11 protein-coding genes are annotated in these 13,870 nt (G+C 62.3%); 8 read left to right on the forward strand and 3 right to left on the reverse strand.

The genetic code is table 11. The features are described from left to right. The first annotated feature begins 76 nt into the window (after positions 1 to 76). Complete coding sequence (dnaJ, locus tag LG376_RS05005; protein WP_225746355.1) at positions 77 to 1,282, forward strand: molecular chaperone DnaJ; 1,206 nt, start codon at positions 77 to 79, stop codon at positions 1,280 to 1,282. A gap of 20 nt (positions 1,283 to 1,302) precedes the next feature. Next, complete coding sequence (locus LG376_RS05010) at positions 1,303 to 1,752, forward strand: heat shock protein transcriptional repressor HspR (protein WP_204610862.1); 450 nt, start codon at positions 1,303 to 1,305, stop codon at positions 1,750 to 1,752. Between the two features lie 185 nt (positions 1,753 to 1,937). On the opposite strand, the gene LG376_RS05015 is transcribed toward LG376_RS05010, so the two are convergent. Beyond that, positions 1,938 to 3,104: an alpha/beta hydrolase gene (locus LG376_RS05015; protein ID WP_225746356.1), complete on the reverse strand. Its 1,167-nt coding sequence runs from the start codon at positions 3,102 to 3,104 to the stop codon at positions 1,938 to 1,940. After that, positions 3,101 to 3,364 (reverse strand): hypothetical protein, encoded by a 264-nt coding sequence (locus LG376_RS05020; protein ID WP_225746357.1) that lies wholly within the window; start codon positions 3,362 to 3,364, stop codon positions 3,101 to 3,103. The genes LG376_RS05015 and LG376_RS05020 overlap by 4 nt, the downstream gene beginning before the upstream one ends. A gap of 91 nt (positions 3,365 to 3,455) precedes the next feature. On the opposite strand from LG376_RS05020, the gene LG376_RS05025 reads away from it, so the two are divergent. Continuing rightward, positions 3,456 to 4,271, forward strand: coding sequence for a carbon-nitrogen hydrolase family protein (locus LG376_RS05025; protein WP_225746358.1), 816 nt, complete (start codon positions 3,456 to 3,458; stop codon positions 4,269 to 4,271). Here LG376_RS05025 and LG376_RS05030 read toward each other — a convergent pair. Continuing rightward, positions 4,268 to 5,440 carry a 2-polyprenylphenol hydroxylase gene (locus tag LG376_RS05030; protein WP_225746359.1) on the reverse strand — a complete coding sequence of 391 codons (1,173 nt, stop codon included), beginning with the start codon at positions 5,438 to 5,440 and terminating at the stop codon, positions 4,268 to 4,270. The two genes, LG376_RS05025 and LG376_RS05030, sit on opposite strands and share 4 nt — an antisense overlap. Before the next feature lie 179 nt (positions 5,441 to 5,619). Between LG376_RS05030 and LG376_RS05035 the strand changes: the two genes are divergently transcribed. The 5 genes from LG376_RS05035 (at position 5,620) to LG376_RS05055 (ending at position 13,807) form a co-directional block, all read left to right on the forward strand. Further along, a complete protein-coding gene (locus LG376_RS05035; RefSeq protein ID WP_225746360.1) occupies positions 5,620 to 6,993 on the forward strand; it encodes a sodium/glutamate symporter in 1,374 nt (457 codons plus the stop codon). A gap of 262 nt (positions 6,994 to 7,255) precedes the next feature. Next, on the forward strand, positions 7,256 to 8,668 hold the full coding sequence (locus tag LG376_RS05040; RefSeq protein ID WP_225746361.1) for a TetR/AcrR family transcriptional regulator: 1,413 nt from the start codon (positions 7,256 to 7,258) through the stop codon (positions 8,666 to 8,668). Positions 8,669 to 8,800: 132 nt separating this feature from the next. Continuing rightward, a complete protein-coding gene (gene clpB / locus LG376_RS05045) occupies positions 8,801 to 11,356 on the forward strand; it encodes an ATP-dependent chaperone ClpB (RefSeq protein ID WP_225746362.1) in 2,556 nt (851 codons plus the stop codon). A gap of 56 nt (positions 11,357 to 11,412) precedes the next feature. Next, on the forward strand, positions 11,413 to 12,270 hold the full coding sequence (locus LG376_RS05050; protein WP_225746363.1) for a sulfurtransferase: 858 nt from the start codon (positions 11,413 to 11,415) through the stop codon (positions 12,268 to 12,270). A 91-nt stretch (positions 12,271 to 12,361) separates the two neighbouring features. Then, positions 12,362 to 13,807, forward strand: a complete 1,446-nt coding sequence (locus LG376_RS05055) for a hypothetical protein (protein ID WP_225746364.1) — start codon at positions 12,362 to 12,364, stop codon at positions 13,805 to 13,807. Positions 13,808 to 13,870 lie beyond the last annotated feature (63 nt).

Below are 13,870 nucleotides of genomic sequence, written 5' to 3' on the forward strand. Positions count from 1 at the left end.
GAATTGACTAGTGACCTTCCCGCGGCGCCCTTTTACTTAACTTGTATCGATTCTCTTTGAAAGGAGGAGATGCCCAGTGAGCGCTAAACCCGAATGGGCAGACAAAGATTACTATGCGGATCTGGGGGTCTCCTCGTCCGCAGACCAGAACGAGATTAAGCGTGCTTACCGCAAGCTAGCGCGCGAGAATCACCCCGATACCCACCCGGACGACCCCGCGGCAGCGGAAAGGTTCAAAAAGGTTGCGGAAGCCTACGACGTGCTTTCCGACGCCGCTGAGCGCAAGGAATACGACCAGTTCAAGGCCATGCTCCGCAATGGAGGCGGCTTTGGACGGATGGGAGGCGCCGGATTTCCCGGCGGGTTTCGATCCACGCGCATGGGTGGACAAGGTGCGCAAGAATTCGACCTCTCGGACCTCTTCGGAGGATCCGCTGGAGGAGCGTCTCAAGGCGGCGGTGTTGGGGATATCTTCGGTAGCGTTTTCAACCGCGGCGGTAGTGCTGGCCACTCAGCTAAACCGTCGCGGGGGGCCGACGTCGAAACGGAAATAACCCTCGACTTCCGCGAGGCTGCTAAGGGAACCACCATTCCCCTAGCGCTCAGCGGCAATGCGCCGTGCACCACGTGTCACGGCTCGGGCTCCGCTTCCGGCAAGACCTCTACTTGTGGCACCTGCAACGGTACCGGTTTTACCTCGGAAAACCGCGGCGCTTTCGGTTTCTCTGCCCCGTGCAAGGACTGCGATGGCACCGGCCGGCGCATCACGGATCCGTGCAAGGATTGCCACGGCACCGGCACGGTTCACCGCACCCGCAATATCACCGTGCGCATCCCTGCCGGCGTCATCGATGGGCAAAAGGTCCGCCTCGCCGGACAAGGCGAAGCAGGTCCCAACGGCACTCCAGCCGGTGACCTCTTCGTGGCGGTAACCGTAAAACCAGACAAGGTCTTTACTCGTGAGGGCGATGACCTCCATGTCACCGTTCCGGTTTCCTTCACCGAGCTCGCCTTGGGCGATACCATTGCGGTTCCAACTTTGGATAACCCGGTGCGCGTGAAGATCCCTGCCGGCACGCCGGATGGACGCACGCTGCGGGTGCGCGGAAGGGGCATCGCCAAGCGCGGTGGCAACTCCGGTGATCTGCTGGTTACCGTGCAGGTCACCGTGCCCACCAAGCTCGATGCCGCCGCCTCCAGCGCACTGCGCACCTATGCTCAGGCGGAAAAGGACTCCGGTTTCAACCCGCGTGCGGGTTGGGCCGGCGCCGAGAATGCTTAAGGCAGGAGGTGTGTTAAAAAATGAGCACTGGAAAGGCAGAAGATTCCGGCACCGCGGTCTACGTCATCTCCGTAGCTGCGGAACTCTCCGGAATGCATGCCCAAACCCTGCGCACCTATGACCGTATGGGCTTGGTCTCCCCGGCCCGCACTCGTGGCGGTGGCCGCCGCTACTCCGACCGGGACATCGAGCTGCTGCGCAAGATTCAGGCGCTGTCCCAAGACGATGGCGTCAATCTTGCCGGCATCAAGTCCATCATCGAGTTGACCGAGGAACGCGATCGACTCGAGGCCGAACGCGATGCCCTTGCCGAGGAAGTTCGGGCCCTGCGCGAGCAGGCCGCCGGCCGTCGCTCCCAGCGCAGCGGTGAGCTTGTCCATGTCCCACGGTCCACCTCCGTGGTGATGTGGAGCCCGCGCACCGCGCGTGAGCGCAAGCGCTCCCGCGGCCGTGGATACGGCCAAGACTAACTCTCGCTCTGCAGACGAGTACACCCAACCCCGCAGCCAGCTTCCCCGCTGGCTGCGGGGTTTTCTTCAGCCTTGGCCGTGAGAACCACTTGATGATGCTGGGCCACTATCAGGAGACTAAGAATATGTTGGTCTCCTATTCGGACCAGCCGGCTGGTCTGTTCTAAAAGGCCCTACCCCTCGGACTAATCCGCGCGTGCCACTTGGCCTAGGCCGCGCAAGAACCGGGGGTCCTCCCAATAGGAGCCATGATCGCCAGGGAGGCCATCCGCGCCGGGAAGGGGAGTAGCGCCAAAGGTATCAATGGTGGGATCGGGGCCATGGATGCCGGCGTGAGGCCCCGTCGTAATAGCGATGGGGTCGTTGGCGTTTGTGGCTGCCCAGATGCGGCCATGCAGTTCTGAGGCGTGGCCAGCGCCGGTGCCGGGACTGCCGACGAGCACTACGTCCTCAGCAATCCTTTCCTGCTTTGCGGCATGCCCGGTGACGACAGAACCATAGGAGTATCCCACTACGGTGCGCTTGGCCTGCGGATAGCGCCTACCGAGCGAGCGCTGAAACCGGGCGAGTTCTTGACTGGCAGTGCGCGCGGGAGTGGCGTGAACCGCACGGGGCAGGGAGGAGGGCGCCTGGTAGCCCAACCACACGACCGCGGGCCCGCCGCTGGCCTTGGCTAGATTGCGGCCGCGGTCTACCGCACGCTGCCAGGTTTCTGGATCGGAGGAGTGAACTCCTTCTACGAAGCTGGTAAGTGATGCCGGCATAGTCCGAAAGCCGCCGGGGTCCACCATGGCTACGAGCCGTCCGTCGCTAGTTTCTAGCACTCGCATATCTGGGTTCTGTGCGGCGAGCTGAGATACGTGCTCGCTGGCGTGGGCAAGATTAATCTCGTGGACGGTATCCACTGGAAGATCGGAGAAGTCTTCCAAGCGAACGGGTGGGGCCACCCCGTCAGGCGTACATAGGGCATCGATTTCTTGGGAGCATAGCCAGTCGAGGGAATCGCCCAGCGCCCGCACCTGATTCAACAAGAGTCCTGCGGCGCTGGCCGCGGCGCCATTGCGCTCATCCACTTGTCCTAGAAATGCGATGATGCGGTCCTCGAGTTCCTCGCGGCGGGCCTGCAGGCTGGCGTGGAATTCAAGGGTGGTGGCAACCTGCTCCATCTGGTGCAGTGGTTGTGCGAGCCAGTCGGTGTAGCTTGCCAAACTGGTGCGCGCGGCCTCGCCGGCAGGTCCACCCAGTGGTAGGTCGCGCCAATCCTGGTGTGCATCTATAACACGAAAGCGCAGTTCAGCGTGTTCGCTGTGCAACGTACTAGCACCATTTTTTAAAGCCACGGATAGGGTCATCGCGCATCTCCCAAGGCATTGCCCAGGTGAGAATCCACCCCGGCGGCAGCGTGGAGGAAAGCGTCGACGGAACGCAATTGCTCGGCCGTGGCGTCTTCCGTTGCAGTCACGGTGCTGGACCAGGTGGCACGGGCTCGCTCTAGTGCGGCCGCTGTGCGGCAGGCGGTATCGAGCGCGGCCGTCGGCGGTGGCAGCGGAGGGCGCGCCATGAGGGAGCGGACGTAATCGGGCAGGTGCGTGGGAATTTCTACATAACTCATGCCCCTAAGCCTGAAGGACCATACAACGCCGCGCTAGGGGTAAAGACGCAGCCTGTGGATAACTCCGCATTGCTTCATTATTTTGGGAGGCATGAAGGTAGCAGCAGTGCAGTTAACGTCCACCGGTAGTGTCACCGAAAACCAGGAACTGGCCCTCGCCAAGATCCGTGAGGCGGCCGGAAACGGGGCGCGGTTAATCGTGCTGCCGGAGGCCACGGCGCAGAATTTCCGCTCCGGGCGCCTTGATGAGCAGGCGCAGACGCTCGAAGGCCCGTTCGCCACGGCGATCCAAACGCTCGCAGAGGAGCTTGAGGTCACCGTCGTGGCCGGCATGTTCTGCCCAGCCGATACCGTGGAGCGCGACGGCAAGACCATTAATCGCGTGACCAATACGGCGCTCATTGCAGGACCTGGCGTGCTGGGCGGCTACGACAAGATCCACACCTATGATGCCTTTGAGTACCGCGAATCGGATACGGTCTTAGCCGGCGAATCGCTCGTAGCCTTCGACGTGGATGACCTTGTAGTGGGCGTGGCCACCTGCTATGACATTCGCTTCCCAGAGCAGTTTAAGGAGCTGGCCAGCCAGGGCGCGCAGCTCATTGTAGTACCCACGAGCTGGGCGGATGGCCCCGGAAAGCTGGAGCAGTGGCGCCTGCTCACGGCCGCGCGTGCCTTGGACTCCACCAGCTATATCGTTGCGGCCGGCCAATCGCGCCCGGGGGGTGACGCAGAGGCGGGCAATCCTTCCGGACCAACGGGCATTGGCCATTCCACCATCGTTGATCCGAATGGCGTGCGCATGGCCGAGGCCGGCTACGAGGATGACATCCTCTATGCCGACATCGATCCGAATGAGGTAGCGAAAACCCGCCGCGCCCTGCCGGTTGTGGCCACTGTGGACTAGGCCAGAGCCGCGTAGTCTTCCGGCTGCCAGCGCCCGTCGCGGCCCCAGCTAAGGACGTCGATCTGCTGCTTGCCGACGCCTCTTTGAACCAACCTTTCCCCACCTTCCACAACCTCGTCGGCTGGTCCGACGAGTAAGAAGCGTGGGGGAGTGCCTGTGGATAACTCCACCTCGTTGACTACTACATCGGTCGGTTCCCCGGAGACTACGTAGTCGGCGCCGGGCGCCAATTCGCGGGCATTGAGCAGCCACGGGTCTTTTTCTTCCCGCACGATGCGGCGCACCGGCACGCCAAGTGCTGCCAGGTTCTGCTGGAAGTAGGTGTCATAGTGGGCGCCGGGGCTGCCCGCCACGGCGAAGAGGCGTGGTACTCGGCCGCGGTCATCATCGTCCAGCGCGGCGAGTGCCGCGCAGCGGGCCGTGGCCCACCCGGTGCCATAGGCAATAATGACCAGTTCGCCTGCGCCCGCGTTCTGCAGGCTAATGCCTCCGGCGGGCTGGCCCAGGGTCCACCAGTCTCCGGGCTGCGCGTGCGCGAGGGACCGGGAAGCCTCGCCCGCGGTGGAGATGTGAAAGACCACCTGGCCGGTTCCGTCGCTAGGCTGCGCAGGAGTGAGCATCCGCCATTGCCCGGGCAAGTACTGCGTGGTCACCGGAAAGTGCTGCCCCGGTTGATAGGGCACAGCCAGGCCAGCCTCCACGCGGATGATGGACGTCTCGCGGGTGGGGTGATCCACCGCCACCACTTGCGCCGAGTGCGCCGGTGCTTCGCCGGCGGCATCGGACTCCCGTGCGGCGTCGGCCATCGTGGCGCACACCTGGTGGATGACGTCGCAGGCAAAGTTGTATTGATACTGCGTCAGCGCCAAAACCCGCAGGCCCGCTACTAGGGCATCGTCGAAGCGGGAATAGATTTCGGCCGGAAACCCATGCCGGCGGTGATCGCGGGCGAGCTGGGTGAGTTTTGCGGAGACGTCGGCAAGCAGGGGCTCCCTAGGCTCCGTATGCTCAATCACCCACGCCAGCGCAGGCACCATCGAGGTATGGGTATCGCGCATCGACAGGGCAAAAATCTGCCGGGATTCAGGCACCGCGTTAAAGAAATGCTCGTGCACCGCATCGCGATACTCGTCTGCGTAATTTCGAAAATGCTCGCCCAGTTCCCACATGTCACATCATCCTAATAGTCAGCGCCCAACCGGGGGTCGAGCTACCTACTGAAAGCTGTAGTGGGGGTGAAAACGGGAGCCTATGTTGTGGATCACTTAGCGGAAGGTATTGTATTCCCTATCCGCCTGCCCTCTAACGGGGGCAAGCCGCCATAATTGCACAGTTAGAAAGGGTCCCCATGGAAGATTTTTCCGCTTATACGCTCATGCTGGATGTGGGCTGGATTTCTTTGCTCATGGTCATCGGCAACGTCCTGCGTCACCAGGTGAAGTTCATTTTCCAGGACCTGCTGCTACCTGCCCCGATCACTGCCGGCCTCATCGGCCTACTGGTTGGTCCAAACGTGCTGGGCTGGATCAACTTCTCCGATAACTTGGGCGACTACACCTCCATCCTCATCGCGGTGGTCTTTGCGTCTATGGCCTACTCCATGGAAGTGGGCGGCAACATGGGCAAGGGCGCGCGCAATATGTGGGGCTATTCCACCATGATGTTCACCGGCCAGTGGGGCCTGTTCATCGTGCTGGGTCTTTTCCTTTTTGCGCCGCTTTTCGATACCCCGAATTGGTTCGGCATGATGCTGCCCGTCGGTTTCACCGGCGGCTTCGGTACCGCCGCGGCCGTGGGTGGTGCGCTCGAGGGCGTAGGCGCTGATGCCGCGTCTTCGCTCGGCTTTACCTCCGCGACCGTCGGCACGCTGGCCGCAATCATCGGCGGCGTAGTCGCCGGTAACTGGGGCATCCGCAAGGGCAAGGTTTCCCACGTACCCAAGGAGCTGCCGGAAGAGCTGCGCCGCGGCTATATCAAAAACATCGATGAGCGCCCGTCGCTCGGCCGCGCTACCACCAACCCTTCCTCCATCGAACCGCTCGCATTGCACTTCGGCTTCATCATCTTGACCGTGATGACCGCCTATGGGATCAACCAGGGCCTGAGCAGCATCTGGGAGAATGTCTCCGTGCCGCTTTTTGCCATGTCCATGGTGGTGGGCCTAATCTTCCGTGCGCTTATGAACTTCGTCGGCGCAGAGGACTACCTGGATAAGGACTCCATTTCCTCCGTCTCTGGTGCGGCCACGGACTACCTCATTGCCTTCGGTGTGGCCGCCATCGTCCCGGCCGCTATTGCCTCTTATTGGCAGGCACTTCTCCTGCTCTTCGTCCTGGGCACCATCTTCTGCGCGTTCTTCTTGCTGTGGTTCCCGGCCGAGTTCTTTGGCGAGCGCTGGATTGAGCGCGGCATCTTTGGCTGGGGCTGGGCTACCGCCACCGTGGCGACCGGCATCGCCATCCTCAAGATTGTGGACCCCAAGCTTAAGTCCGGCACGCTATCTGAATACGGCATGGCCTACATTGGTTTCGGCCCATTCGAAATCTCGTGGACCATCATCGCGCCTATGGCCGTGATGTACGGATTCACCGGCATTTTCGGTGCCATTTCCCTGGCGATTTCCATCGGCGTCTACATTGCTTTTAAATCCATGCGCCTTATGCCGCCGCGCGGCACCATCTTCCAGGAGGGCATCGGCCATGTAGGACAAAAGCAGGAATAGCCGCGCTTGCCGACGTCCCCTCCCTCACACCGCCACCTTAAAAAACTATGAGATAGGACGCGCAAAAACTAAGAAAATGTTCCATCGGTGCAAGGCGGGTGGACATGGCTGCGGCCGTGACCATGGCCTATCGGCCCCGCCACCACCGTCAACATTGGTGAGGGGCTACATACTTGAAAAGGGTAATCGATTGGGGCCATCCCTAAACCTTAAAATTTGTTAGAATCAGTGGGTATCAATCTCAGGAATGATGAGGAACTAGATGTACCAGTTGGATGCGGCTTCCAGTCGGGCGATTATCCTGGAAGCCGCTGTTTATATAGCGGGCTCCGCAGGCGAGCAGGCTGTTACCGTGGACTCTGTGGCGGACCAGGCTGGCCTCTCGCCGGAGGCGGTTTCCGCGGAATTTACCAGCGGTGCTGACATGCTTGCGGCACTCCCAGATTTTTTGGATTGCCGCATGTCTGAATACATGGTGGAAGCGGCGCGTCACCTGCCGGAGGGTAATTCCGGCGGCGATGTCCTCATGCAGTTGGCCGAGGCCTACTTTGCCTACGCACAGGACGAGCCTAGTATCTACCACTACCTCTTCGAGCGGTACGATGCCATGGATGAGGAGCGGGTCTGCCAATTTGCCAAGGGGGAAAAGTCGGGCACGCCGGGTGCGGACATGGCGCTGGACGTCGTCAAGCGCTTTGCTGAAGAACAGGGTGCCGTCGTAGCGGCAGATGGAGATATCTCGCCTCTGGAAATCGGCCGCATCACTTTGGCGCTCTGGTCGGTTATTCATGGCATGGGGCACTTGAGTGTGGTGGGCATCTTGCGCCTGCAGCACGCCGTTATTCGCGCCGCTAATCTGAAGCGGGTGGAACGCCTCGTGATTGATGCCCTGCAATATTGGTTTAAGAATAAGCAGATCCCGCAACGCCGCCCCATTATGAACGATGCTCGTGGCATCGTAGAAAAAGTCATGGGCAGCGAGCGTGAAAAACCCTTCGTTGTCCCGGATAACCTCGAGCAGATGGATCCTGAGGAAGCCAAGAAGGTCATTATTGAGGCCGCGCTGCGCGTGGCTGGTCGCCGCGGTGTCGACCGCCGCTTCTTTGACCACGTGGCCGAAAAACTTGGTACCTCCAAAGACTTCCTGACCACCATCGTCGACAATGACTTCGCGCTGCGTGAGGTTGCAGAAACCCTCACCGCCGCAGAGATGGCGAAGGACTTCGAGGACTGTCTCGCCGTGCTTCCAGAAGATACCCCCACCGTAGACCGCCTGCAGATTGTTGCTGCCGCCTACTTTAACTACGCGATGATGTACCCAGAGCGCTTCAGCTCCATTATTGCGCTGGCCAGCGGTTCCATTGTTCCGCACAATGGTGATGGTAGCTCGCATGAGGGTATGGCCAAGAACTTTGCCATCATGATGGACCTGCTCCGCAAGTTTGTCATCGAGATGGGAATTACCCCCACCGACCACCTAGTTTATATCAGCACCTTGGCTGTATGGGCCGGCGCCAATGGCATTGCCCATCTGTGCAGTATCGGCGATTTCAAGACCTTTAATGAAGATCTCAAGTGGGCGCTTTTTGTTCAGGTAGTGACCGTATCCTTCTTCGCTACCGCCCACAGCTTGCAGATTCTGGGCCACGAAAACGAGGAGTACAAGCAGGTTTAAAAACCCTGCGTAAAGTTGAGCGGATTACGCTTAAAAATATTTAAGTTGAGTGGAATAGGCTCAACTCTGGGTGCGTTGTGCTAAGTGAAGCCCTACAGTGGGTGAATAAAACTTAGAAGGAGCAACGCACACATGAACTCATTTAACCCCACCACTAAAACACAAGAGGCTTTGCAGGACGCCCTGCAAACCGCCTCGTCCAATGGCAATCCGGATATCCGCCCGGCCCACCTGCTGGCAGCCATTCTTAGCCAAGAAGGCGGAATTGCCGCCCCGGTTCTTAAGGCCACCGGCGTAGACCCGGATACCGTGCTCAAGGAAGCCCGCGAGCTTGTTGATTCTTATCCCAAGGCCGAGGGCGCCAATATGGCCAACCCGCAATTTAACCGCGACGGCCTCAACGTCCTGACCAAGTCGCAGGAGCTGGCCGGGGAGCTAGGCGATGAATTTGTCTCCACCGAGGTTCTCCTCGCCGCCATCGCGGGCTCCAAGACCGACGCTGCTGAGCTGCTTACCGGCCGTGGTGCTACTTATGACGCCATCAAGGGCGCCTTCCCCTCCGTGCGCGGTGCCGCCAAGGTGACCTCTGAGAACCCGGAGGACCAGTTCCAGGCCCTAGAAAAGTACGCCACGGACCTCACCGCACGCGCCCGCGAGGGCAAGATCGACCCGGTCATCGGCCGCGATCAGGAAATCCGCCGCGTGGTCCAGGTGCTCAGTCGCCGTACGAAGAATAACCCAGTGCTCATCGGCGAGCCCGGCGTGGGCAAGACCGCCATCGTGGAAGGCCTAGCCCGCCGTATCGTGGCTGGCGACGTCCCCGAGTCCCTTAAGGGCAAGACCCTCATCAGCCTGGATCTTGGATCCATGGTCGCCGGTGCTAAGTACCGCGGTGAATTCGAGGAGCGCCTTAAGGCCGTGCTCGATGAGATTAAATCCTCCGAGGGCGAGATCATCACCTTCATCGATGAGCTGCACACCATCGTCGGTGCCGGCGCTACTGGCGACGGCTCCATGGACGCCGGCAACATGATTAAGCCCATGCTGGCCCGCGGCGAGCTACGCTTGGTTGGCGCCACCACCCTGGACGAGTACCGCAAGTACATCGAAAAGGACGCCGCCCTCGAGCGCCGCTTCCAACAGGTCTATGCTGCCGAGCCTTCCGTGGAGGACACGATCGGTATCCTGCGTGGCTTGAAGGAGCGCTACGAGGTACATCACGGCGTGCGCATCATGGACTCCGCGCTGGTATCGGCCGCCGAGCTTTCCAACCGCTACATCACCAACCGCTTCCTGCCGGATAAGGCCATCGACCTCGTCGATGAGGCAGGCTCCCGCCTGCGCATGGAGATCGACTCCTCCCCGCAGGAAATCGACGAGCTTGAGCGCATCGTTCGCCGCATGGAGATCGAAGAGCTGGCGCTGAAGAAGGAATCTGACGCCGCCTCCCAGGATCGCCTAGCCGCCCTGCAAGGCGAGCTCGCGGACCAGCGCGAGAAGCTCGGCGAGCTCAAGGCCCGCTGGGCCAACGAGAAGAAGGCCATCGACGATGTCCAAAACATCAAGGAAGAACTCGATGACCTGCGCCGCCAAGCCGAAATCGCCGAGCGCGACGGCGACCTCGCACTGGCCTCTGAGATCAACTACGGCAAGATTCCACCGCTGGAAAAGGATCTCGCGGCCGCGGAGGTCAAGGCCACCGAACAGCGCAATACGATGCTCGATGAGGAGGTAAGCCCGGACACCATCGCGGAGGTCGTTTCCGCCTGGACCGGCATCCCGGCCGGCAAGATGTTGCAGGGCGAGACCGAGAAGCTGCTCAACATGGAATCCGTGCTGGGCAACCGCGTGGTCGGCCAGAAGGAAGCCGTCACTGCCGTATCGGACGCAGTGCGCCGCTCCCGTGCGGGCGTGGCCGACCCCAACCGCCCGACTGGTTCCTTCCTCTTCCTCGGCCCCACCGGTGTGGGCAAGACCGAGCTGGCGAAGGCATTGGCAGACTTCCTCTTCGACGATGAATCTGCCATGGTGCGCATCGATATGTCCGAGTACGGCGAGAAGCACTCTGTTTCCCGCCTCGTCGGTGCCCCTCCGGGATACGTCGGGCACGAGGCTGGCGGCCAGCTCACCGAGGCCGTGCGCCGCCGCCCCTACACGCTCGTGCTTTTCGACGAGGTAGAAAAGGCCCACCCCGACGTCTTCGACGTCCTCCTGCAGGTTCTGGATGAAGGCCGGCTTACCGACGGCCAAGGACGCACCGTCGACTTCCGCAATACCGTCATCATCCTGACCTCCAACCTGGGCGCCGGCGGCACCCGCGAGGAGACCATGGATGCGGTGAAGAAGGCCTTCAAGCCCGAATTCATCAACCGCCTCGATGATGTGGTCATGTTCGAGCCCCTTTCTGAGGAACTCCTGCGTGGCATCGTCGACATCCAACTGCACGGCCTGTCCGAGCGCCTCGACGCCCGCCGTCTGACCCTGCAGGTCTCGGATTCCGCCAAGTCCTGGTTGGCCGAGCGTGGCTACGACCCGGCCTATGGCGCCCGCCCGTTGCGCCGCACCATCCAGCAGGCCATTGGTGACAAGCTCGCCAAGAAGCTGCTGGCCGGCGATATTGTCGACGGCGACACCGTCCACGTGGACGTCGCCGATGGCGGCGCCGAGCTAGACATCGCCGCCCGCTAATCGGCCTTCCACCGCCCGCCGCGCCAAATCCTGCTCATGCCCCTAGACTCGGGGGCATGAGCATTTTGGTCTCCCCGCAAGAACTCCGCGAATCTATTTATCACGGCGAGCGTTTCACCCTCTTGGCCACCCACTGGCAGCCGCAGCTGCGCCAGAGCTACAACGAATTTACCTCCCTGCACATCCCGACAGCACTGTTTAGCGATACCGCCAATTCCTTCGCCGGCCTGCCCGGCTCCCAAGTAGGCCGCAACCCGCTGCCGGATCCGGATAAGTTGCAGGAGCACTTCCGCCAGTGGGGAATCCGTGAGGACCGTCCCGTCGTGGTCTATGACGAGGGCCGTGGCCTTTTCGCCGGCCGCGCGTGGTGGACCCTGCGCTGGGCTGGTCTAGACAACGTCCGCATCCTCGACGGCGGCTTGGCCAATTGGCGCCACCTGGGCTATACCACGCTGACCGGCCCTGGCAACTTCGCCGTCGGTGCCACCGCCGAGGTCAACCCGGGCCAGATGCCCGTGGCCACCATCGATGACGTGCGCAATCACGACGGTCTGCTCATCGATACCCGCACCCGCAACCGCTTCGCCGGCCGCCGCGAGAACCTCGACCTCAAGGCCGGCCACATCCCCGGCGCCGTCAATGTGCCGGAGCGCCTGTTCCACAACGATGGCCTGCGCACTTGGAAGTCCGCGGGCGAAATCCGCGAAGTGCTTTTCGACGCCGGCCTCACCCCCGACAACGTCCAAGGCGCCATCATCTACTCCGGTTCCGGCAACCACTCCGCCCTCGCCCTTGCCGCCATGGAAGACGCCGGGTTCGCTGGCCTGCGCCACTATGTCGGCGGCTGGTCCCAGTGGTCCGCCAACCCCCACAACCCTGTCGAGCGCGGCGACCGCTTCACCGTCAACGGCTAATCGCCCCAACCCGCCCCTCGCCTTCGCCCTCAGCCTCCCGCGTCCGCGCGCCGAGCGCTGAGGGCTTGCTCCTTCCTACTACTATCGTGGGATGATGGCTTTTCTAATCCTTGCTCTCGCGGTTCTTCTCGGCATTGCTGGCGGTGCCCTGCTGCTTTACGACGGCAAACAGCGCACCTCCACCCCTACACCCTCCGCCGACGCGGATCCCAGCTCCGCGGACCCCAGCTCCGCGGACTCCAGCTCCGCGGATCCCGCCCCCGCAGACGCCACTCCGACGGACTCTGCGTCCTCCGACGCCGCACCCGAAAACGCTGCTCCGGCCGAGCCTGCCGATTCGGCCTCGAGCGTCGCCCCCGAGCGCGCCCCTGCCGCTGACCCGGCCACCCCAGCTTCAGTTTCCGCGCCCACACCAGAACCCAAGCCGGAACCCACACCCAAGCCCGCGCCCCAGCAAGAACCTGAGTCAACCGGCGAACCCGACCCGGAACCCGATGGCGAACCAGCCCCCGAACCCAATCCCCAGCCGAGCCACGAGACCACAAGCGAGCACCCAGCGCCTTCCAAGACACACGCACGCCACCGGCCAATCCTGCCAGGAACCATGCGCCGCGAGCGCCGCAATTGGGCGGAAGCCAAGGGATTTGAATTCATGAAGGCCGACCCTTACCTCGTAGACGAATGGACCAGGGGAGTGGCCTCCACGGGCGTGGCACCCAAAGACATTGTCGCCGGCAACGTGTACGGCCACGAGATGCTGTTGATGGATATCGATGGCGTCAACGTCATGGCTATGCGCACCGGTGCGGCCTCCGACATGGTGGTGGACTTTCGCCGCTTCGACCGCGACGACGCGAAGGCTTCCGAGGACCTGCTTTTGGCCATGACCATCGAAGGGTTCGATGTGTATTCCTCGGATAGTGCCGTGACCGAGCGCATGGTGGATGAGCGCGTCCACGTCGCCCTGCAGCGAATGCCCGAAGCCGTTACCGCACTATGGCTGGAAACGGAGTGGGTCCTGGCGCAGACCACGAAGCAGGCGCGCTCCGCGGAATGGGACGCGATGCTTCCACCTCTCGCCCTGCTTGCCGACGCCGCCCGCGTCCTCCCCCCGCGTTCCTCGGCCACCCATGTGGTGCGCCTCGAGGAATTGGACCCAGCCCGCGAGATTCCCGCCCAGCCCATCGTCGAGGCCGTCGGCGGCGCGCCGGCGGCCGGCGCGCCCGAATTCGAGCGACCCGTCATCCAACGGCCGGAAGAGCCGCTGCAGATGCCGTCTCGGGCCTACTCTGAAACCCGCGGCCCGGTCGAGCACAGCGCCCTCGGCGGCGACGAAGTAGACGCCATTGCCGATGGCCGCGAGCGCCCCACACCCGATTCCCACACCGCCCGCCTGCCCCGCCAGCAGTTCCGCGCCGCCTCCATCTTCGACGACCCCTCCGACGATTCCACTAGTGGGCCCGCCCCCAGCGCGGCTGATACCCGCGGGGCCGATAGTCGCGCGGCCGAGGAATCGGACCCGCGCCGGGAAGAGTAGCCTAGAGACCAATACTGGCGGCCTGCCACCGCGCACGAGCCGCCGCGCACGACCCACGACAAG

This window comes from Corynebacterium sp. Marseille-P4611 (assembly GCF_916618765.1).
In the GTDB taxonomy this organism is placed as follows: Bacteria; Actinomycetota; Actinomycetes; order Mycobacteriales; family Mycobacteriaceae; genus Corynebacterium; species Corynebacterium marquesiae.